The 22207-nt window shown below is 54.4% G+C and carries 19 protein-coding genes and 1 pseudogene; 16 read left to right on the top strand and 4 right to left on the bottom strand.

The window, feature by feature from the left end; genetic code table 11:
- The first annotated feature begins 524 nt into the window (after positions 1-524).
- Complete coding sequence (locus tag NTX71_05910; GenBank protein MCX6339437.1) at positions 525-2192, top strand: M14 family metallopeptidase; 1668 nt, start codon at positions 525-527, stop codon at positions 2190-2192.
- 142 nt (positions 2193-2334) lie between these two features.
- Here NTX71_05910 and NTX71_05905 read toward each other — a convergent pair whose 3' ends face one another.
- The gene (locus NTX71_05905; protein MCX6339436.1) at positions 2335-2505 is read right to left on the bottom strand and encodes a hypothetical protein; all 171 of its coding nucleotides are present in this window, start codon (positions 2503-2505) and stop codon (positions 2335-2337) included.
- An 86-nt stretch (positions 2506-2591) separates the two neighbouring features.
- Between NTX71_05905 and NTX71_05900 the strand changes: the two genes are divergently transcribed.
- The 8 genes and pseudogenes from NTX71_05900 to NTX71_05865 all read left to right on the top strand — a co-directional run bounded on the left by NTX71_05900 (position 2592) and on the right by NTX71_05865 (position 8839).
- Complete coding sequence (locus tag NTX71_05900; protein MCX6339435.1) at positions 2592-2810, top strand: ribbon-helix-helix domain-containing protein; 219 nt, start codon at positions 2592-2594, stop codon at positions 2808-2810.
- Complete coding sequence (locus NTX71_05895) at positions 2807-3205, top strand: putative toxin-antitoxin system toxin component, PIN family (GenBank protein MCX6339434.1); 399 nt, start codon at positions 2807-2809, stop codon at positions 3203-3205. The genes NTX71_05900 and NTX71_05895 overlap by 4 nt, the downstream gene beginning before the upstream one ends.
- 642 nt (positions 3206-3847) lie before the next feature.
- A pseudogene (locus tag NTX71_05890) lies at positions 3848-4366 on the top strand (ORF6N domain-containing protein).
- A 454-nt stretch (positions 4367-4820) separates the two neighbouring features.
- The gene (locus tag NTX71_05885; protein ID MCX6339433.1) at positions 4821-5390 is read left to right on the top strand and encodes a periplasmic heavy metal sensor; all 570 of its coding nucleotides are present in this window, start codon (positions 4821-4823) and stop codon (positions 5388-5390) included.
- Positions 5391-5964: 574 nt separating this feature from the next.
- The gene (locus tag NTX71_05880) at positions 5965-6174 is read left to right on the top strand and encodes a hypothetical protein (protein MCX6339432.1); all 210 of its coding nucleotides are present in this window, start codon (positions 5965-5967) and stop codon (positions 6172-6174) included.
- Positions 6167-7516, top strand: a complete 1350-nt coding sequence (locus NTX71_05875; GenBank protein MCX6339431.1) for a tetratricopeptide repeat protein — start codon at positions 6167-6169, stop codon at positions 7514-7516. Before NTX71_05880 ends, NTX71_05875 begins: the two co-directional genes overlap by 8 nt.
- An 18-nt stretch (positions 7517-7534) precedes the next feature.
- Positions 7535-8335: a hypothetical protein gene (locus tag NTX71_05870; GenBank protein MCX6339430.1), complete on the top strand. Its 801-nt coding sequence runs from the start codon at positions 7535-7537 to the stop codon at positions 8333-8335.
- Between the two features lie 78 nt (positions 8336-8413).
- Positions 8414-8839: a hypothetical protein gene (locus NTX71_05865; GenBank protein ID MCX6339429.1), complete on the top strand. Its 426-nt coding sequence runs from the start codon at positions 8414-8416 to the stop codon at positions 8837-8839.
- 53 nt (positions 8840-8892) lie between these two features.
- Here the strand turns inward: NTX71_05865 and NTX71_05860 are convergent, their stop codons facing one another.
- Positions 8893-11286: a tetratricopeptide repeat protein gene (locus tag NTX71_05860; GenBank protein ID MCX6339428.1), complete on the bottom strand. Its 2394-nt coding sequence runs from the start codon at positions 11284-11286 to the stop codon at positions 8893-8895.
- A 285-nt stretch (positions 11287-11571) separates the two neighbouring features.
- Here NTX71_05860 and NTX71_05855 point away from each other — a divergent pair, with 285 nt between their 5' ends.
- The 4 genes from NTX71_05855 to NTX71_05840 all read left to right on the top strand — a co-directional run bounded on the left by NTX71_05855 (position 11572) and on the right by NTX71_05840 (position 17330).
- Entirely contained in the window at positions 11572-12765 is a 1194-nt protein-coding gene (locus tag NTX71_05855) for a glycosyltransferase 87 family protein (GenBank protein ID MCX6339427.1), read from the top strand.
- On the top strand, positions 12762-13979 hold the full coding sequence (locus NTX71_05850; protein MCX6339426.1) for a glycosyltransferase 87 family protein: 1218 nt from the start codon (positions 12762-12764) through the stop codon (positions 13977-13979). The genes NTX71_05855 and NTX71_05850 overlap by 4 nt, the downstream gene beginning before the upstream one ends.
- Before the next feature lie 218 nt (positions 13980-14197).
- A complete protein-coding gene (locus NTX71_05845; GenBank protein MCX6339425.1) occupies positions 14198-16213 on the top strand; it encodes a YCF48-related protein in 2016 nt (671 codons plus the stop codon).
- 85 nt (positions 16214-16298) lie between these two features.
- Entirely contained in the window at positions 16299-17330 is a 1032-nt protein-coding gene (locus tag NTX71_05840) for a tetratricopeptide repeat protein (GenBank protein ID MCX6339424.1), read from the top strand.
- A gap of 176 nt (positions 17331-17506) precedes the next feature.
- Here the strand turns inward: NTX71_05840 and NTX71_05835 are convergent, their stop codons facing one another.
- Positions 17507-18178 carry a tetratricopeptide repeat protein gene (locus NTX71_05835; protein MCX6339423.1) on the bottom strand — a complete coding sequence of 224 codons (672 nt, stop codon included), beginning with the start codon at positions 18176-18178 and terminating at the stop codon, positions 17507-17509.
- Between the two features lie 163 nt (positions 18179-18341).
- A complete protein-coding gene (locus tag NTX71_05830; GenBank protein MCX6339422.1) occupies positions 18342-19151 on the bottom strand; it encodes a hypothetical protein in 810 nt (269 codons plus the stop codon).
- Positions 19152-19352: 201 nt separating this feature from the next.
- On the opposite strand from NTX71_05830, the gene NTX71_05825 reads away from it, so the two are divergent.
- From NTX71_05825 to ychF, 3 genes are all read left to right on the top strand, one after another.
- Positions 19353-19622 (top strand): zinc ribbon domain-containing protein, encoded by a 270-nt coding sequence (locus tag NTX71_05825; protein MCX6339421.1) that lies wholly within the window; start codon positions 19353-19355, stop codon positions 19620-19622.
- Positions 19623-19634: 12 nt separating this feature from the next.
- Positions 19635-20117, top strand: coding sequence for an HIT domain-containing protein (locus NTX71_05820; GenBank protein MCX6339420.1), 483 nt, complete (start codon positions 19635-19637; stop codon positions 20115-20117).
- Between the two features lie 783 nt (positions 20118-20900).
- Positions 20901-21968: a redox-regulated ATPase YchF gene (gene ychF, locus NTX71_05815; protein MCX6339419.1), complete on the top strand. Its 1068-nt coding sequence runs from the start codon at positions 20901-20903 to the stop codon at positions 21966-21968.
- The last annotated feature ends 239 nt before the right edge of the window (positions 21969-22207 follow it).

Here is a 22207-nt window from a genome sequence, read left to right as displayed (position 1 = left end):
CTATTCTCCCCTCCTGGGGTGAATTTCCCTATCTCTGCATGAAACCTCACTCTCTCTGCCTCACGCGATGGGGTAAACTCATTTCTGTACTTCTTCTCTCCTTCTCCTATGCAACATCTTATGAGCAAAGCAATTCCCTCGAAGTATGGTAAAGTTAGTTCTTTGAACAGGACTGATCATTCCCTTGGTCTCCTTGGCCGATTTTCAGATCATATGCACGAATAATATTTTCATGTTGAATTAAGTTTCCCAACTATATCCATTTCTACAATTACAGATGATGCACATTATGAGCAGTTTAGTTGCCGCTTCCCTTTTCAATCTTCATCAACAGGTCGATTGGGAAGACCAATCACTCCCTTGCCAAGCTCTTCCCATGACCTTTATCTGTGATTTTGGCCCCAGATTAGTTTTTTGGTACCCTACGCCGTGTATTTCCTCTTTGATTGCAATATATATTTGACTTTTCGATAAAAGAAATGTAACTATTATATTGAGAATATGCCACACATGGGGGCGGGCAAATGGAGAGTGCAAAGCCGCATTCAATTTATACTCTGGTCATTCTCCTCTTCTTGACCTTCAGCTTGTCCGGGTTCTCCCCCATAGCCATGGCGCAGGATTCAAACGCACACTCCGTCCTTTTCGATCTCAGCACTATGCCCTTCGCCAGCCATAAGAGCGATGACCTCGAGATGTACCGCGTGACCCCCGTGAGGGATAAATATGCGCGAACAGACATCCTCTCTGCCGGAGCGGATATACTCAAGATTGGAGATGATTATGTAATCGTTCATGCGCGCCCCTGGCATGTTGAAGCTATCAAAGCCATGGGCTATAGAGCAGAACGCATCGCCCCCCGGATGGGGTTCCCTCCGAGAGACAGCGACTACCATGACTACAATAGAATGCTGGCCGAGATCCAGCAGGCCGCTGCCGCCCACCCGCGGATCACAAGCCTGTTCTCAATAGGCAAAAGCTATGAGGGGAGGGAACTGTGGACCATGAAGATTAGCGACAATCCGGAGCTCGATGGAGAAGAACCCGCTCCATATTTCCTGGGGCTCCATCACGCCCGGGAACATCTCACCGTGGAGATGACCCTCGCGATAATGAACTACCTGACCGATAACTACAACGTGGACGACCGGGTCACGGATATCGTGAACAACAGGGAGACATTCATAACGTTCAACGTCAATCCGGACGGCGGAGAATACGATATTATCAACGACACTTATCAGTGGTGGAGGAAAAATCGCCAGCCCAATCCGGGGAGTGAATACGTGGGGACCGATCTCAACCGCAACTATGGTTACGTCTGGGGCGCCGCTGGAGGATCAAGCCCTGATCCAGGCAGCGAGGTCTATCGCGGCCCGTCGCCATTCTCAGCGCCCGAGACTGCCGCGGTGAGGACGTTCGTGAACGGCCATCAGAATATCAAAACGGCAATTTCGTTCCACACCTTCGGAGAATTGATCATGTGGCCCTACGGATACACCTTTGAGGCCATCCCCGCCGATATGGATCCCCCCGACCATAGCAGATTTATCGAGATGGCCGATTACATGGCCTCCACCAACGGATATACGCCTCAGCAGGCAAGCGCGCTCTACGTCTCCGATGGCGACTGGGCCGACTGGATGTACGGGGAGCACCGCATTTTCGCATTCACATTTGAGATGTATCCCAATGATGACGATCCCATGGAGTTCTACCCACCCGGCTCCTGCATACAGGAACAGTGCGCGAGAAATATGGGGGCCGTTCTTTATACATGCGAAGAAGCAGGCGGGCCCATGCCCCCGCCTGCGCCGCTTTTCATCAGGGTAAAGCCAAACTCCCTCATGCCGGGCGATAGATTCACGCTCAACGCCGGATCGAGAACTGCCGTGAGGAAGAAATGCGATATCTATCTCCTCTGCCTCTCTCCTTACGGGGCCTACACAATCTATCCAACCAACAGGATCAAACCAGAAATAAAACCTGTGTACAGGAGTATCGCATTGTCGACTCCCTGCACCGTCAAGATGCTTGACAGTGTCGCCGTGCCGAATATCAAAGGAGATTTCACCTTCATTCTCGCTGCTGCAGAGGCAGGAAAAATACCACGCGTTAGTAATTTGAACGAGTTGAAACGCTATACCAAATATGTCTTGTCCGCATACACGGCAGTCGTTACAGTACTTTAGCGAGCGGTTCCCGATATTTCATCTGCGGAGAAGCGGTTGCAAATAATTTCCAGTTTAATTTTCACAATTTAAATCACAATTAAGTTATTTGCAAGACTTTCACATCAAGGAAATCGCGCAAAACCGTCCCCATCTCCCTGATTTATTGCACCGTCACCGTCTTCTGGTCCATGTACCCCGGTATCGCTTTCGCAACGTTCGGCTTCACGGCTTCCGGGACGAGCCCCACGATAATCTGGTATCTACCCGGCGCATTGGGGACTGTGCACAAATTGATATTGTTCACCTGGCAGATTCCTAAGAGCCGCGTCATCCTCTTTTCCAGAAGTAATACAGTGGTCAAATATAGTTGTTGACGGAAGCGCCGAACTGTAATACATTGTAATACGGAGGTGAATAATGGAATATACTGTTACTGTACGGATGCCCAGGAAGCTTAAGGCCCAACTTGACGTGCTCAGTAAAGAGGAGCATGTTCCCGTGAGTGACATCGTGCGCGAATCGCTCCAAAAGTATCTTGCCATTCGCCGTTTCAGGCGCCTGAGAACAAAGATCCTCCCGTTTGCCGAATCACAGGGGCTGCTTACTGACGAAGACGCCTTCAGGAATATCTCATGAGGGTGGTCATTGATACTAATATTTTGGTGGCGGCCTTTGCCACGCGCGGCCTCTGCCAGGATGTGTTCGAGCTGTGTCTTGCTGAACATAGTATTCTGACGAGTGAGTTCATTATCGACGAACTCGGAAGCTGCCTCAGGGGAAAGTTAAAAGTTCCAGTCCGTAATGTCCGCGATATCGTGGTATTCCTGAAAACGCAGTGCGAAGAGATAGCCCCCAAAGCCCTCCCAAGAAATATATGCAGGGATCGCAGCGATGAGAACATACTTGCACTCGCCATTTCAGGTGGGGCCGATTGTATAGTCACCGGAGATAATGACCTGCTTGCACTGAAGAGAGTTGAGGGAATACCAATCTTCAGCCCACGGCAGTTCTGGGCAAAGCTATCAAAATAAGGGCGCTTCTGTGCGATCCCCTTCGCGCCACGATGTCTTGCTGTAATTTAAAAAGATAGAAATAGTTGGGTAACAAAGAGCGGCCTTGGAGGTGCATTGGGGGTCAAATCTTTATCCTTGACAGTTGATACAGCGGTGATGCCTTTTCCCATCAGCCTCTGAAATAATCAGGGTCACTCCCCAAACAATAAATCGTCCGCTGCGCGCACTCACTGCGCTGAGATCAGAGGTTCCTTTTCCTGCACTCGTGGGGGGAATCGAAAGGAATCACCAAAAACAGCCGAAAATTTTGAGCCATTCCCTCCAGCATTTATACTGAGACTGCCAAATCCATCCGCCTTGACTCGCGCGAATGTTATTGATCTCATCCCGCGAACGCTCAACCCCTCCGCCTTGGCCCACACAAATATCATTGTCCCCATCCATGAATGCCACACCGATCCTCCTTGACTCGCACGAATATTATCGGCATACCAATTCAAGCCTCCACTTACCCCCGCCGAAAATAATATTTCATTTTTCCGGGAATAACATGCTCACTCACTTCGTCTAATCATGTGAAGGGCTAAATATGATTGGACCTCTAGCCAGCGGAGATGTGGGCTGCTGGAGTCAGCTTAGCCAATCTGAAAGAGGTGAAATATGGCAAAGCATGGAGCGATGATCCTCGGGGGATCCATTGAGCGCCGGATTTATATAATTCATGGGAACAAAGTAATGCTGAGTACTCATCTCGCAGAGCTCTATGGTGTGGCACCGAGAGTATTGGTACAGGCGGTGAAGCGAAACATCGAGCGATTCCCTGAAGATTTTATGTTCCAGCTCACCGATTAGGAGTTTCAAAACTTGAAGTCACAAATTGTGACTTCAAATTGGGGTGGCCTGCGCCGCGCCAATCCCTATGCCTTTACGGAGCAGGGAGTGGCTATGCTCTCCAGCGTTCTTAGGAGCAAAAGGGCCGTCCATGTGAATATTGAAATCATGCGGGCGTTTGTGAAACTGCGGATGATTCTGTCGACGCATGTCGAGCTGGCCCGCAAACTCGAAGAAATGGAGAAGAAATACGACGCTCAATTTAGGGTGGTTTTCGACGCAATCCGCGAACTCATGGCGCCACCCGAAAAGCTCAAGCATCGCATCGGATTTCATGCGGAGCCATGATGACATCGGGATTCTTTCCTGCGCCCGTGGAGCTCGTGGGGGAAGTCAAAGGGGAGCACCAAAAACAGGGGAAATTTTTGAGCCATTCCCTCCAGTATCTATAATTGGAATGCTAAAAAGATCCGCCTTGACTCGCGTGAATGTTATCGGCATACGCATTTAAGCGTCCACGACACCTCAATAAAGCTTCCCCATCATAAGCGGAGGAAGCAACAATCAGGGTCACACCCCAAATAATAAGTCATCTGCTCTGCTGCCAATGGAACGGATCACTCAGGCACGACCTCTGAAAACTTCGGCACAATTATCGAGCAATATTTGCTATAGCGGGAACTTCTGGCGCTCGCTCTGTGTCTAAGATGTTAAAGGAGGTGATGAATATTGAGCTGGCTATCGAAGATATAGCCATGCGATCTGAGTTGAACAATCTTATACCAAAAAGGAGGAGTCAAAGATGAAAGTACGATTTGCTGGGGCAATTGTGGCGCTGGGGATGGGTGCACTGCTTCTCTCTCTGGCTGACGCGCACGCACAGACTCCCTGCCCGATGCGGGGGGAGGGAGAGGAGCACGGAGAAGGGCGTTTCCAGGAGCAGCTCAAGGAGCTCAACCTGACCCCTGCGCAGACGGAGCAGATAAAGAAACAGCGTCAGGCGAATATGAGCGCGATGCGGGAACTTAAGCAGGCTCTCAAAACGAAGCACAGTGAGCTTCTCGAGGAGTTGGACAAGCAGCAGCCTGACAAGGGCAAGATCGAGAGTGTCACGTCCGAACTGAAGCGCCTGGAGGCACAGCGCATAGATCAGAAAGTCAAAAATATTCTCCAGATGAAAGAGACGCTCACACCTGAGCAATTCAAGAAACTGAGCTCTCTGAAGGAGGAGTACGGCGGCGAAAAGCACGGGCCGTGGAAAGGGAAGGGTCAGAGGCGTGGGCATTGTGCCGATCAGAACGCGAAACCCGAGCCTGTCCCCACGCAGCCGGAGAAACCCGCTGGGGAGTCGGTCGGGAGTGTCTCTGAGTGAGGGAGAATAATAACTGCACATAGATCACATAAGAGCGCACCGCGAAAGGCCCCCCTGCCGGGGAAGCCAGAATACAGAGGGCCCTTTATAGGGCCCTTTGTATTTTGGCATCGAGCGACCGAAGGAAGTCGAGATGCCTCCTCTTTTCATGTCATGCTTTGATTCAGGAATGAACATTAGAACAGTGCATGGAAGTGCATAACTCACGCTCAGAGAGCGGATTCCTGCTCACCGATCTCCGCTTTTGCGGGGACACGTTTATCGAGGACAAGTTTCGCAGGAATGACACACGACCATAATCATGGGAACATACTGCAATCTCTTTTAAAAATTGGGGAATATCCTAGTGTCTTGTCACGGAAATTCCTAGCATATGTCTGTCATCGCGAGCGAAAGCGAAGCGATCTCAACATATTGGCAATCATGAGATTGCTTCGTCGCTACGCTCTTCGCAATGACAGGACTTTTGAATGCTACTTCCGAGACACCACACTAGTAAAAAATTGTATTGAAATGACCTGATAGTGCTATACTATTTCGGTCCATGCTGTAGGGGTGCTGAGAGGAACGGAGTGTGCAGAGGGAAACGGAGAAACCAGAACGTGCGCCTGTGTTTGTTGTTGCCGCTTCGGCGGTAGCCTCCTGCGTGGTGTGGCTGGCCGTGGTGAAAGGCGTTGGATACTCAGTGCTCGCCGGCTTCATATATGGCATCGGCTATTTTGTCGCGATGGTCCTCTTTTTTGAGGTGTGCGGATACTCGCTTTTCAGGAACGACAATGAATGAAAGGGCTCGCATAGCATTCCAGACCCCGAATCCTGAAAAGGATCTCCTCCTCAAGGGCATGCTTATGGGACCTCACCCTGCCGTCTCCTGTAAAAAGCTTCTGGATCTGCTCATCGAGGAGGGCTCTCTGGATGATGCGGTCGAGGTGTACAGCGTCTTCGTGAAGGACCACCGCGACGATCTTAAGTGTGGACAAATGCTGGCGCGCGCCTGCGCCGCTTCGGGCGATGCGGCAGGGGCGGTCAGGGTGTACGCCGATCTCATCAGGCGGTTCCCCGCCGAATACATCAACTACAAGGAACTCGAGAAGCTCTACGTGAGGATCGGCCAGCCGCGGAGGGCGATCACGCTGTACAAGGAACTGAAGCCCACTCACCCGCTCAAGAGGAAAAGCTACAAGCGGCTCACGGGGATATACTGGCGGCTGGGTGACATCCCGCGGGCTATTTCGTGTTTGAAAAAAGAGATCGACGAGTACGGGGTCACCCCCAAGCTGAGCAGGGAACTCGGCAAGTTTTACCTCATCAGCAAGCGCTATATCAGGGCAATCGAGTCTTTTCAGAATGCGCTCGCCGGGGATAAGGGAGATCGCGAGACCAGGGTCTGGCTGGGGGTCGCGCTCATGGAGAACGGCAACTACGAGCTCGCCGAGTACGAGTTCGCCGAACTGCTCAAGGAGAAGCCCGGGAATTTTCAGTCCCTCATCCATATGGCGGAGCTGCGCATCAGGGAGAATAAGCTCAGTGAGGCACGAGAGTTGCTCGAAGAGGTGGACCGCCGCTACCCTGACAATTCGCGGGTGCTGCTCTGTCGCGCGGAGATAGATTTTCTTGAGGGACGCTTCAAGGAAGCGGCTCAACGTGGAGAAGCAGCGCTCGCCCAGACCCCTTTCTACTACATATGGGAGCAGGTGAGGTGCCATCGCCTGCTCAAGCATGCTTACCGAGCCCTCCATGAGGTGAAGAGGGAGAAGCTGCACAGGGAGATGCAGGAGGCGCTGAAGAAGTGCCGGGACGTCTTCAGCGGCCTGATACGTGTGGCTGAATTGAAGATCGGGAGCGGGAGGCTCGATGAGGGGAAGGAGATCCTTGAGCGGGTCCTCGATCTCTACCCGGGAAATTCGCGGGCGCGGGTCGCGCTCGCGGAATTGTTCCTCCGGGAGAAAAATGATCGCAAGGCGATCGAGGTTGGCGAGGGAGTGCTCAAAGACGCGTCACCCCGTTTCACCGTGGATTTGGTTCGGGCGCACGCGGTTCTGTCAAGGGCGCATAGCAGGCTCGGCGCGAGTGAAAAAGCGGCGTATCACCGGCGCCAGCGAGCCGCGCTCCGCGTGAAGGGATAGTTCAGTGAGGCACATTCAATGAAATTAATATTCCTGGCGATGATCATGGCGGTTGCGCCCGCACTCTCGCGGGCCAGTGACTCTCCAGAGGAAGCCTACCGCGATGCCTATCACGTGTTGAGGGAAGCACACCAGGCAGAGTATAAGAAGGATAATGACCTGGCGTGGCAGCGGTATCTCGAGGCGAGGAAACTTTTTGAAGCGATCCAGAGAGACTATCCGGCATGGCACGCGGAAGGCGTTGTCGCGCAGGCGTCGGCGTGCGCCGCGGGGAGTGCGAAGACTGCGCCTCTCATCGTGCGGGAGCTCGATCAATCGATCCGTGAGTTGAAACTGTTTTCCGCGCGCATGGATGGGCTGAAGGTGCAAAAGCTGAGCGCGTTGAATCAGGCGGACTGGGAGCACGACTTTGTCTATGACAGGATCGAGAAGCTCATGGGTGATTATGTAGGGCAGCGGAAAGGGGCTGCCGCAGCAGGAGAGGAAGTGAGTGCAGGGCCACCCGCGGAAGATGAAGAGTTTGCAGCGGCGCTGGAAGAGGCGGGGTTGGCCGCTGCTGAGATTGCGCCCGGGCTGGATTCTGACAATGATGGACTCAACGATGAGGTGGAAGTCGAGCTCGGCACTGATCCGAACGATCCCGACACGGATAATGATGGTTTTTATGACGGCGATGAGGTAGATCTGGGATATGATCCGCTGGATGCTTCAGATCATCCGGAGGTGGACGAGGTTGAGGACTATGACGAGAGCAACGTCGATTGGGAGGAGCAGGAAGGTGTTACTGAGGGGGGAGAGCCGGTAGAAGAAGAAATATAATAGGCGGGCGGAAAAACACTCCTGGGGAGTATTCAATCGGTGTGGATAACGCAGCCTTTGTGCAAAAACGGGGGGGAGATGAAAACATATATCGCTATTGTGTGTATTTTGATCACGCCACTGTTTCTTGTAAACAGCGCGGCCGCCAAGATGCCGCAGGATGCGCGCGCCTTGGTTGAAAAGGCGGAGAAGGCGAAAATGGAAGGGGATACGCTCACTGCCGTGGAGAGGTATACGGAGGCGATTTCTGCGTTGCGCCTCAAGACGGCGCCGGCCGATGAGCTGGTCTGGTACACGGACAAGAGAGACAAGCTGGTGTCAGCGCTCTTGTTTCAATTCTCAGAGATCAACAAAAGGAAGGCGGAGCTTGTATCTATTCAAAAGGATATCGCAAAAAAGATGAGCGACATCGTCAAGATAGACCATGACGTGCAGAGCAGGGTCAAAAAGAACGAGAGGCGATTGAAGGATATCGAGACAGAATTGCTGAACGCGATCAAGTGAGGGGGCTGTTGTGTAATTATGACTGAGTGGGGGGGAAAGGGAATCGGCAGCCGCTACTCGCTGTTCCTCATCCTCGCGAGATTGCGCCTCGGTTCCTTCGCCTGCGGGTCAAGTTCCAGCGCCTTCTCCCACGCCTTCCGGGCATCGGCCATCCTGCCGAGCGCCGCATAACAGCTCCCGAGGCTCGAGTACACGGGGGCCTCCGCCGGTAGCTGACGTGCGGCGATCAGAAGTTCCTTCAGCGCCTGTGTGTAGTCCCCCTCCTCGGTATAGGTGCGCCCGAGGTTTGCGTGAGCCTGCCCGTTGTTCGGCTGGAGGGCGACGAGTTTTTTGAAACAGTCTCGAGCAGCCGTGGCATTCCCGATCTGCGCCAAATAAATCCCGCGGCGGTTGAGCAGTTCACCGTACTCCCGAACAATGTTCCCCGCCAGTGCGTCTGGCGCCCGCGATTCTTGGAGGGCATCGCTCAGGCGATTGATTTCTTCGAGGATATCATCTCTGCCGGGCTGCACCTGCGCCGCCCTCAGCAGCTCCAGGAGCGCTGCCGGTCTTTCGCCCTTCTGCAGGTATGCCTGCGCCAGGTTATAGTGAGGCAGCACCGCGTCCGGCTCGATACGCACGGCGCTTGCGTAATGAGTGAGCGCCTCGTCGTGCCGACCCCTCCGTTCGAGGTAGAGCCCATAGTCGTTGTGAGCCAGCGCTGAACGCGGGTTCAGTGCGATGATATGTGTAAAAAGCTTCTCCGCCTCGCGGTCCCTCCCCTCATGGCCGTAGATTGAGGCGATGTTGGTGAGCGCTTTTTCATTGTCCGGATAGAGCGCAAGCAATTTTTCTAATTCCTTGAGCGCGTCTTCATATCGGCCCTGCTCCTTATAGAGAATCCCCAAACGCAGCTGCGCCTCGCCGATGACCGGGCACTTCTGTTCAACGAATCGATAGTGCGCAGCGGCATCCGCATATCTCCCCGCCTTTTTGAGCGCATCCCCCAGGCAGAGCCTGCCCTCGACAAAATTGGGATCGAGGACCGCCGCCCGCTCGAATTCCCTCAAGGCGCAGTCGTCCCATCCCATTTTCTCAAAGACAACCCCCATTTCTTTGACGGCCCTGACCTGCTGTGAGGACGGTGCGCGCAGGACGTGCTTGAAAAGGGCGATTGACTCGGCGTATTTCCCCTCGTTCCCGTACATCGCGGCGAGGAAGAGCTCTGATTTCCAGCTGGATGGGGATACCTCATGCGTGCGCTCCCAGAGCACCTTTTCGTTGCGCCAGCAGTCGGTGCGCTTTATCGAGATGAGGAGGTAGGATGACGAGACTACGAGCACGAGCACCACCCCGAGGGCGCGCAGCCGCCGGATTCTCAGGGCCGCTTCGAGCGCGACCGCCAGCAGGAGGCAGAATCCTATCGAGGCAAAGTACACCCGCTGCTCTGAGATGGGGCGCCCCGCGAGGAACACGATGTTGCACGCGGGCAGGAGGCTGACGATGATGAAGAGGAGGGCGAATCCGGCGCCCCGCCTGAGGCGTGATTCCCTGAGCGCCCACACGACGAGAAGGGCAATCAGGGCGCTCGAGAGGAGAGAGCCCGGCAGGGGAGCGGCGGGCGGGATGGTGAAACCCCGATCGAGCGAAAGGTTCACGGGCAGCACGAGTAATGAGAGGTAGGTCAGTGTTGATTTTGTCGCAGTGAAAAATAAGGAGCGCCATCCGCCGGAGAGATAAGGCACGGCTTCCTCGAATCTCCCCTGCCCGAGGAGCAAAAACTTCAAAGCTAACAGCGTTCCCGCGATCGCGAACATGAGGATGAGCCCTTTGCGCCCGCGTGTGGTTGCGTCTCGTGGAAGAAACGGCAGGAGGGCGGCGCACACGAGCGGCGCGACCACCGCGCTCTCCTTGGTGAGCAGGGCGAGCGCGAGGGCGGCCAGGGATACAGGCAGGAGGGGCCTCTGGCGCGCCTGATCGCTGAGGTAGCGGACCATTGCGATAATGCTCACGAGCGAGAAACTGGCGGAGAGGAGCTCCGAGCGATTTTGTATCCATATCACGGCCTCGCTGTGTATGGGGTGGAGCGCAAAGAAGAGGGCGGCAAATGCGGCAGGACGATTTCTCCTGAAAATCAGCGCGAGGAGAAGGTAGACGGAAACACAGTTGAACAGGTGAATGAGCACGTTGGTGAGATGATACCCCATCGGGTTCCTCTTCCAGAAAAGGCAGTCGAGGCTGTAGGAGTACATCTCAACAGGCCTGAAGTCATTGGGGAAGAGGCTGCCCTTCCAGAAGTGGGGCGATAGAAATTGTATCAGGCCGGCAGCGCGGCCGAGGTACGGGTTGTAGAGAATCAGCGCCTTGTCATCCCAGAAGAACGGCGCTTGAACGGCTCGCCCGAACGCGGTGAGCGTGATCAAGGAGAGGAGGATCACGAGAATTACCGTGCGCGTGCGAGGGTTCATTGAGGCACTATCACCTTGGGCTGTAGTTCATGATTAATGGGACAGTTATAGGGGGTAGCCGCAGATTTACGCGGATGAACGCTGATACACCTATATAAAATCAGCGTGTATCTGCGGCAAGAAACCTTGACCACTCAAACAATCCTTTTTATCTGCGGCAATTCATTGCTGGATTCACCCTGTAGGTGACCCATTACGTTCATGATGCCAAAAGCATTGCCGCGTGACAATTGCTTATGTTAGAGTAACACAACCGGGCGGCCTAACGTGAGTTGCGCGCATCATATGGGAAAAGGAATCTTCACGGTATCCATACGCGTGATCGTGCTCGTATACTGTCTCGCTGCAGTGGTCTACCTGGCATCACACCCTAATATTTTCCAGTGGGATTTTAAAGCGTACTACCATGCCGCGCGCGCCTACGCTGCGGGACTGAACCCGTACGATGTTGTCGTGACGGCGGCGGTCGGTGAATACAGTGATTCCCCTGGTTCCTTCAGATTTATCTATCCGCTGCCCATGTTGTTCCTATTCCTCCCCCTTTCGCCTCTCCGCTATACCGCCGCGCTGCATATTTTTCTACTCGTGAAATTGGTTCTGCTCGCCGGTCTTATCTATCTGTGGGGGAAGGAGTTCATTGAGGATAAGCCTGATCTGTCGTTTTATCTCTTCTGCATAGTGGCATTTAACAGTCCCCTCTATATTGATTTCAGGGCCGGCAATGTCGCCATCGTGGAGCAGTTCGCCCTCTGGCTCGCATTTTACTTCTTTTTAAAGCGCCGTCTCCTCCTCTTTTGCCTTTTCATCCTCATCCCGGCAGCGATTAAGGTCACGCCCATACTGTTCTTGTTCCTGCTTTGGTTTCTGGAAGACCGGGAGCGGCACCTGTACTTCTTCGGTTCGTTGTTGATTTTTGTCGTGTCGCTCGCGCTGTTCCAATTTTGCACCCCGGTATTATTCGCGAGTTTCCTGTACCAGGCGGGGAGAACGATCGCCAAGTCAAGCCAGCCCTCTACGTTCGCGCTGCTGGGTGATCTGCTCGGGCGACTCAGAATGAGCCTCTGCCCGTCGGCGGCCGAGCGCATTCAATTAGCAGCGTATGGCGCCATCGCCGTTGCGGTGCTCGTGGTGACGTGGCGCGCGTGCGTAGCGCTGAGATCGCTGCGCCTGGTTTCCGGAGAAAAGATACTGATATTTCTGGCCTGCGCCGTGTATGCGGTAATCCTCCCGCACTTTGAGGACTATTCCTATATCATCGTGCTCGTGCCCGCGTATGTGATCGTGAGGAGGTCCGGGCGAGGCGACAGGGCCGCGCTTCTCCTTTTTATGATTCTCTCTGCCGCAGGCACCACGCTGCCGCTCGTTCGCCCGCTCATGAGAATCATACTGGCGTACTCCCCCCTGATGCTGACGTATCTGGTATGGGGTCTCTACGTGCGTGAGATATCGTCGCGGTCAATAGCATCTAAGGGACAATGAGGACTGTGAGCGGGACTTTTTTAAAGACATTGGCGGGTGTGACAGTGCTTGTCTATTGCGCGGGTACACTCTTTTTCCTCGCGATCCACCAGGACATTTTTCAGTGGGATTTTAAGGTGCACTATTATGCGGGCCGCGCTCATGCGGCGGGACTGGACCCGTATGAGACCACGATCGCGGCGGGTGTTGAGGGATCTCCCGGCCCCAGGGGATTCAAGATCAATTATCCGCCCTATTCACTGTATGTATTGAGCGCGATCTCGCTTCTGGACTACACGACGGCCTTCCATGCGCTCTTCGCACTCAAATGCGTGTTGCTCGCCGGCCTGATCTATTTATGGAGGGAGAAGTTTTTACGCGCGAAACAAGATTTACTATTTTACTTATTCTGCCTGCTGGCGTTTAACAGTTCGATCTATATTGACTTCAAGGCGGGAAACATCTCTGTCATAGAACAATTCACCCTCTGGCTCGGGTTTTATTTCTTTTTGAAGCGCAGGCTATTTTTCTTCTGCTTGTTTATTCTCCTCTCAGCATTTTTTAAGATTACCCCGCTGTTCTTCTTGTGCATCTTGTGGTTCTCAGATGAGAGGAAGAAACATCTATATTTTTGGGGATCCATTGCATTAGTAACCGCCGTCGCGCTGATTTCGTACCTGTGCGACCCTGTCTCCGTGATGCACTTCTTGCATAACACGGTGAGGGTATTGAACAGGAGGTTCGTGGTCCATCAGCCATCCATGCATGATCTGCTGGAGGATCTGCTCATGGCGGGGGGGGCTGAGCCGGCAGCGGCGGGCTTCCCGATCATTCACGGGGTGGCCTTTCTCGCCGTGATCGGCGCGGTGCTCGTGGTGACGTGGCGCGCGTCAGCACTGCTGAAATCACTGAGTATAATCGGCAAGGATAAGATTATGATATTTCTGGCATGCACCGCGTACGCATTGATCCTGCCGAACTTCGAGGACTACGCGTATGTCATCCTTATCGTCCCCGCATATTTCATATTGACGGAATCGGCTTCCAAGAGTGCGGGCGCTGCAGCCCTTGTCCTGTTTACGATTATCTCCTCGGTGAGCGCCACGCTGCCGCTCGTCCGCCCTGCCATCAAAATTGTGCTGGCATATTCGCCTCTGATACTCGCGTATCTCATATGGGGTTTATATGTGCGTGAAATAGCGATCATGGCCAGATCGGCGCGGGGTCAGCAGTAGCTCCTCGGAGGCAGTATCACTGGAAGTCATTGTTAAAAAAATATAAAGAACCGCTTGACAGTATTAGGGTGGAATGGTAGCATTCGACTCATTCGGGCGATGCACCTCCGTGTGTGATATCAAGGCGAAGTCTGCGTGAGGTAAGCGTTATGTAATCGGAAGTAGTTAATGCGTGCGGTGAGAGGGAAGTCAGAGACAGAGAGGAGGGGCCCTGCGAGATGAAATCCACTATACGGCGTTGCCATGTTTCAATGTTATTCCTGACCGTGTTGATAATGGTCGCTGCGTCAGCTTTCTTCAGCCGTGTCGCAAGCGTTGGCCTATCATACGGGAACGAATGGACAAATCTCTCCGCCGGTGAGGGGGGGAAGGGTCTTCGGGCGGTTGCGGTGGATCCACTCAACCCCAAAAAGGTGTTTATCGGTTCAGCGAAGGGTGTATTCGTGAGCAGTGATGCCGGGAAAGAGTGGGTGAATTGCCTCGATCTCTCAAGCTCAAAGAAGGATATCTCCGCGGAGTTGAGCGCCGCCCAAAAGCTGGTTGTTGAGGGTTTGCAGGCGGGCGGAAAAGCCGGTGAGGTTTCAGGAGTTACCGCACTCGCTATTGATCCCGCCAATCCTCAGAAGGTCTTTGCGGGGAGCGTGGATGGCCTCTATATATGCGCCGACGGAGGCAAGAGCTGGACCAAGGGCGACGGTGCGCTGAAGGGCCTTTCCCTTCTGCCGCTCTCCATTGCGATCGACCCCTCGAACCCGGACATGGTGTACGCAGGGACTCTGAACCAGGCCGTGATCAAATCGAAAGACGGCGGGAAAACGTGGCAGCCGGTTGAAGTGGGCGCCGGAGAGAAGACAGTTACCGCGGTGGCGGTTCACCCCTTCGATTCTCAGGTGGTCTATGCGGGAACGCCCGATGGTGTGTTCAAATCTAAAAACGGGGGCTCCTCATGGGAAAGGGTTCTCTCGCAATCGAAGGTGACCCAGAGCGTTTCGGTTGACCTTGTCAATCCTGAAATCGTATATCTCGGGACATCAGGCGGCGTGTATAAGAGCGTTGATGGAGGTGCGAGCTGGAAGGAGATCGGGTCGGATGTCCTTGCGAAAAAGAACGTGAAGAAGCTAGCCGTCGCCCCTTCTGACTCCAAGGCGCTCTATGCGGCCACCACCGATGGCGTGTACGGCTCTGCCGATGGCGGGGCGAAGTGGCAGGATCTTTCAAAAGGGACCGGACTCAAGGATGCGATGTCGCTGGCCTTCGATCCCCTCGACAGTGGCGCGATATGGGCGGCAACGGCCACCGGTCTGTACAAGACTGCGCTCGCAAAGCCGGAAGCCGCCGCACCGGGCGCCGCAGTTGCCGCAGAGGTGAAAGGCGGAGGGACAGCGGCTGAAGGAGCGAAGAAGGCCGAAGAGGTGGCGCCGGCCCAGACCGCCCCCGTGGAGGAGAACGTCGAGACGATCGCGGTGGAGGAGCCATCCGGGGCAAAGGCAGGAGCAGCGGCGGGGCCATCCGTGCCCACTATTGACGACGTAAAAACAGTTTTGGGTCAATTCTCCCACGAGCCGACGGTTCAGGAGGTTCAAGAGGTGGCAATGCGTTGGGCCGAGGTGCACCCGGACCTGATCGAGGGGTGGCGGAAGGGCGCGAAGTATCGCGCGCTGCTCCCGGAGTTCACACTCGGCTTCGGGTTTGATCACAGGGTGACCGATAGATGGTTGGACATGGATGAAGTAAAAGAGTACAACCGTCGGGAGTATGGCAGTCAACTGGGAGACACGGTAAACATCAACACCACGGGAGATGTGTCTATCACCTCATCCGAATACTCAGATAAGTTCTATCTCTACACGCAGACGATAGATAGACATACAACCCAGGATACAACAGACAGGAAAAGAAATATAGACTTCAAATTCAAGTGGGATCTCGGCGATTTCCTCTACAATCCTGATCAGGTGAGAATCAGCGATGAGGTACGGGACCTGGTGGAGCTGCGGAATGACGTGCTTGAAGAGGTGACGCAGTTCTATTTCCAGAGACGGCAGTTGCAGATCGACCTCCTCCTTTCGCCGTCTGAGGATCTCCGCGAGCGGCTGCGTCTGGAGCTCCAGTTACAGGAGGTCACCGCCAACATTGACTATCTCACGGGCGGCTACCTCACCCAGCGCCTGAACGATGTGAAAGTGGGGAAGGAGAGGAAGTCGAACGTCATCAAGCGCCTGTTCGCCATATAGCACCCACGCCCTCCTCCCCGATTCCCCTACGGGGGAGGGATGTGGCTGAAGTGGTACGCGCTACCTTCTGTGACAGAGGTGCGGAGTGGGGGCGATAGGGGTCGCGGTTCTGCTTTCCGTCGTGTTGTGCGCTCCCCCCGGCGATACCTCTCCTGATCGTTTTCCCCATCTCAGCAAAGCACGCCCTTCCTCTCATCAGCGAGAAGATCCCCTGGAGAACCATCTCCCCCTCCTCTCTTTCAAAAATGCGCGTCCGCCGGCGAACGCCCTCGCAACGACGGGAGAGAAATGCCGGGTGGCCATCCTCAAATTCTTCAACGCGCAGCAGAAGAAGAACCACGACTGGATCGCGTACGAGCTCGCTGATTCGCTGGTGAGGAAGCTCAAGGCGTTTTTCGACGTGGATTATCTCGATCCGTTCACCGTGCCATCCTTTAAAAACCGCTTCTCTGGAAAAAAGCTAGGGAGGGTGAGTAAAGCCCAGATCGCTTCGCTTGCCCGCCGGGCCAAGGCTGATGTAGTGGTGGTGGGGAGCTACGCTTTCGCAGGGGATACGATATGCGCTGATGTTCAAGCGATGCGGCCGTCGGTTGATCTGATCAGCGCGCCACTGCACTTTGAGAGTCCTGCCGATCGAATCTGGTTCCTCGAAGAGGAGATGGCGGCCTCCGCCGCAGAGCTGCTCGGCCTCAGGCTGAGTGATAAGGAGCGCGTGAAACTGGCGGAGTGCCCCACATCCTCCGACGCCGCATTCGAGGAGTACTGCAAGGGGAAACAGGCGCCTGAGGGCTCCTACAGCAAAATCCAGCACTTTCAAAAAGCGATCGAGGCAGACCCCGCCTGCGTTGAAGCCCACTACCTCCTCGGGAATGCGTATTACGGAATTGGCATGGCGTACCGGTACATGGAATGGTTCACTATGGCGCTCGATGAGTACCGCAAGGCGGCGGCCCTCGCCCCGGACTGCGCAAAGATCCACTGCGCGCTGGGAGTCACCTACATGGTGAGCGGGCGCTACGATCTCGCAAGGAAATCATTGGAAAAAGCTCTGGAAACAGATCCGGGGATGAAACTGGCGAGGGGGTACCTCCTTCGCCTGGAGCGCATGGGGTTTTGAGTAACGAGCTTATCCGTTAAATCAAACTGCGCAATTTATTTTTTGCACCTGATCTCTCTGATTGGCCCGATATTCTGTAGCGCACCCTTTAGGGTGCGGGTATAAATCAGGTTAATCAGGTGCTAATTTCGTTAAAATTCAGAGGCGAACTTATACGCGGTGCGGGGGCCCCTGACCTATTTCCCCATCCGCTGCATGAACATCTCGCTCTTTATGGCGTTGCTGAGGGCCTGCTCTCCCTGGTATGTTTTCTCGCCGAATATGCTCGCCGCCTTTTCGTAGTGCTCTTTTGCCTTCGTGAACTCTTTTTTCAGGAAATACGTATTGCCAAGCTCGAAATGCGCGAATCCATACTCGGGGTTCTTCTTGATTGCTTTGTGGTATGCGATGATCGCGAGATCAAATTGCTGTTTTGTACCGTACGCACGGCCAAGATTGTAATAGACGGTGCTTACGTTAGGGTCGCGCTCCACCGACTTTTGAAATAAGTCGATGGCGAGATCGCGTTTCCCCTGAGCGTGGTAGCACAGGCCCATGCCGTTGTATGCCGCGGCATTTCCTGGATCAAGGCCGACGACTTTCTGGAAAAGGGCCAGCGCATCGTCATATTTCTTGTCACGGTACAATTTCTTGGCCTCCTCGAGCGTTGTGCTGACTGTGTCTTCCGCGGGGGGGGCGCCGGGAATGGCTGTGGGCGCGGCTGACAAGCCGGCAGCCGGTGTCGTGATCGAGGGAGATTCAGCGTGGACTGCGGGAGTCCCTCCGGGGACGGTGGCTTCCGCGCCGGGCGATGGCGTCTGTCCGGCGAGCGTTGTTACGATGCAAAAGACTATAGAAGGTGTAATCATCTCTGGCTCCTCTGGTGCTATTTTTTGTATAGGGTAATGGAAATTCTCGTCTCTGTCAAAATATTTTGATGATGGGCGGAGCGCAGGAAATGAATAGCACCTGGCGCAGGGGACACTGAACAGTGAGTCATTGCTGACTCATGGCAATCATGCTCGGGGGCGCTTACTGCGTCTGCGCAAAATTGTAGTTAAACTCGACCATCCCAAGGTCGCTGATCCAGTTGCTCCAGTAGTAGGGATTCCCAAACAATTTCTGCCCCGGAGGGACCATCACGACATAAACTTTATAAGGACCAGGGGGAAAATTGCCCGGCATCAATATCCCCAGCAGAGGGTAGCTGAGAACATTGATCGCCATGTTCCTTAAGAAGACGACTGGCTCACTGTAAAACTTGCGTTGCACCGCAGATAGACGATTGAGGAAGACGCGGTTCATACTCGGGGTGCGCACGGCCACGTACATATCAACCCTTGAAGGCAGGATATAAACTAGCTGCGTTGCCCCGTTTTCGAGGAGGACAGTTTTTGTCGCCGGCGTGATCTGGTAAGTAATAAGGAGGGGACGGCCCGTTGTGAGGGTTGAACAACCTGCTGGACAGGGAGGGGGGCAGGGGCATATTGCGGTGAGGGTAATGGTCACTTGACGGCTCGAGTCAGGTATCGGTTCAGTAGCGACCTGGAGCTCGTTCAGCGTCACATCGTCTATTGACGCAGGGTCGGCGTAGTCCAGCTCGGGGGGCGGGACGAACGTGAATCGATCGCCGTCTTTGCGGTAGAGGTCGTATTCGTAATCATTCATCGCTCCTATAAACGCCTCGGGATCCACAATTTCAACGAGCGCGTCAGGATTGGCGCTCGTCAGGGATTGAGCTTTGGATACCTTTTTACTTTCCAGGAAGATGAAGAGCAGTGCAGAGAGAAAAATAAGACAGAGAAACAGAGCGATGGCGCTTTTCCCGGCTCGTCCTTTCATTACTATCCCCCTCTCGCATGGAAATCGTTTTGCGCAATAGTACCACATTACCATGCATGAATAGTATATACTTTTTTCACTTTTATTTCGATACAAGATTTTTGAGGGGACCATATCCAAAACCGTTGATTGTAGTGACGCCCCATGCGCTTTTAAAGTATAATTACGCGTCGGGTGCATGACATTGATTTTTCAGGACAGGTGAGCAAGGGTAGAGCGAGGGAGGTCTGGCGGATGCCGATTTACGAGTACCGCTGCGGGGGGTGCGGCGAGCTTTTTGAGACCCTCCAGAAAAGCACGGAACCGGCGAGAGGCGCGGCGTGTCCACGATGCGGTTCGAAGCGTACGCGCAGGCTTTTTTCTCGTTTTGGCTTTACATCAGGCTCGGTGGTCAGGAGTTCGACCGGGAGCGGGGGCTGCGCGGCCTGCAGGCCATCGCCCGGTCAGTGCGGAACGTGCGGCGGCCACTAGCGAGGAGACCGGATGAAGCAGCTATGGGCACCATGGAGGAAGCGCTACATCGAGCAGGGGGCACCCGGGGGATGCATATTCTGTGATAAGGCGAAGGAGCGCGACGATAGAAAGAACCATATTGTGGGCAGGACGGCAACGTGTTTCTCCATGCTCAACCTCTTCCCCTATAATGGAGGGCACCTGATGATCGCCCCATTCCGGCATGTGGCGGATCTTGATGGCCTTGATGACCGCGAGCTCGCCGGGTTGATCGCATTGGTACGCGATTCTATCTCACTTCTCAAGAGGGCGCTCAGGCCAGAGGGGTTCAACGTGGGCATTAACCTGGGGGCGGTCGCCGGGGCGGGAGTGGCTGATCACGTGCATGTCCATGTGGTGCCGCGTTGGAGCGGGGATACGAATTTCATGCCCGTCACGGCGGGCACGAAGGTGATCCCCCAGGCACTCGACGCGATGTACGAAGTGCTCACCGGAGCGAAGGGCAAGGATTGAGCGCGCGTATTCGTTGAGCAGCGCTCAGCTGATCCGGACGGTAATGCCTCAGTTGCGTGGGGCAGCGGATCCATGCAAATAGTGTTCTTTCATCCACGGATTGACACGGATTAACACGGATTCAAAAGCCCCTGAAATTCCTTTCAATAAAATCCGTGAAAATCCGTGGATAACCTTTTTATTCCCTCCGTAACTGAGAAGGTGTGAAAAAATCGTATTTTCAGCGCGTGTACACTGATATGAGAAATTATCATTGCGAGTCCCGCTAAGCGGGACGAAGCAATCTGTTGTCTCCCATAGAGTTGAGATTGCCACGTCCGCCTCGCCCCGCTTAGCGGGACTCGGCGTCCTCGCAATGACAACCTTAATGCTGATTTTTTCACACCTTCTGATCTATTACCGGCTGAATTCGTTTTGACTTTTCCTTGAACTAGGTTATCATAGCGGTCGGAGGTGCTCATGGTCTCTCGGGTGGTGAATCAGTTATGCGATGATTGCCTTAAAAGAAAAACCTGTGATTATGTTCCCGCCAGCGGAAGGTTGCTCAGGTGTCTTGACAGGCAAACAACCCAGGCAGCGGAAAACGCGCCGCCGCATTACTCGGACAGTGTCTCGGATCCCAACGCGCAGGGTCTATAGCCCAGAGGTGCCGGCACGTCTGTAGCTGTTCGTTCAATGGTATTTGTGCCGGGCGTCCCATCGCTGCCCATGGCTCCTTTGCGTTGAACCACCCGGTTCTCCAAAGCGCTCAGCGTGTCCTGCTGTTGAGGTAAAGCCCTCATAATGAATATTGGGATAGTCGGCCTCCCGAACGTGGGGAAGACGACCATTTTTAACGCCCTGGTCCACGCGCATGCCCCGAACGAGAATTACCCGTTCTGCACCATAGAGCCCAATAAAGGTTCTGTCGCCGTCCCTGACAGCCGGCTCACTCGCCTCGCGGAGTTGGTCAAGCCCCAGAAGGTCATTCCCGCCCATGTCGATTTTATCGATGTCGCTGGTCTCGTCGAGGGAGCGAGTCGAGGCCAGGGTTTGGGCAACCAGTTCCTCGGCCACGTGAGAGTGTCAGAGGTCATCGCGCAGGTGGTCCGCTGTTTCATCGGTGATGACGTCGCCTGTCAATTGCCCGGGATCGACCCGAAAGAGGAGATCGGGATCGTTGCGACCGAGCTGCTCCTGGCGGACCTCCAGGCGGCGGAGAGGGCGCTGAGAAAATTGTCCAGCGATGAAAAGAAGACTCACATTCTCTCGCGTGTTCGCGACGCCCTCTCACGGGGCGAAGCGCTGAGGGGGGCAGGTCTCTCAGCCGAAGAGGAGGGCCTGCTCAAGGAATTTGGATTCCTCTCGCTCAAACCGCTCATCATTATCGCGAACACGGGTGAGCGACATACAGATATCGAGAAGCGCTGGGGGGATGAGGTCTCCCGCGTGGCGAAGGGGATGGGTGCGGATAGCATCGCGATCTGCGCCGCGGTAGAGGTAGCACTGGCCGAACTCGCGGACGAAGAGGCGGCGGAGTTCCTCAAAGAGATGAACATGACGGAGCGGGTGCTGCCCCGATTCATCAGGAAATGCTACGAGCTCCTGAACCTGATTACCTTCTTTACCCTTGAGAGCGGTATTGTTCAGGCATGGGCGGTGCGTCAGGGGACTGCCGCGCCGCAGGCGGCGGGGCGCATCCACTCGGACATGGAAAAGGGCTTCGTCAAAGCCGAGGTGGTTGCGTTTAAAGATCTGGAGCGGCTCGGCGCTATGAGCGATGCGCGGGCGAAGGGACTCCTGCGGATCGAGGGAAGGGACTACGTGGTGCGCGACGGCGACGTGGTCCGCTTCCGTTTTGCCCCCGCGTAACGCAGGAAATAGTGAAGAGTAAAGTCTAAAGCATAACGTGCTGAATGCAGCAGCTTGCCTTAAACCCTACGCTTTCAACTGTTGTTATCCTCAGTGTCCCTGCCTGCCGGCAGGCTCCGTATTACAAGTGTGCAAAACTTTTTTAGTTGAGAAAGTTTTTCAAACTGCATGATGATCTTTTTACCACTGAATAATCTGTGTTCATCTGTGTCTATCTGTGTGAATCTGTGTCACACGTC

It is taken from the genome of Candidatus Auribacterota bacterium (genome assembly GCA_026392035.1).
In the GTDB taxonomy this organism is placed as follows: Bacteria; Auribacterota; Tritonobacteria; order UBA1439; family UBA1439; genus JAPLCX01.
The sequence above is the reverse complement of the archived record's forward strand: the minus strand, read 5'-3'. Positions and strand labels throughout refer to the sequence as shown.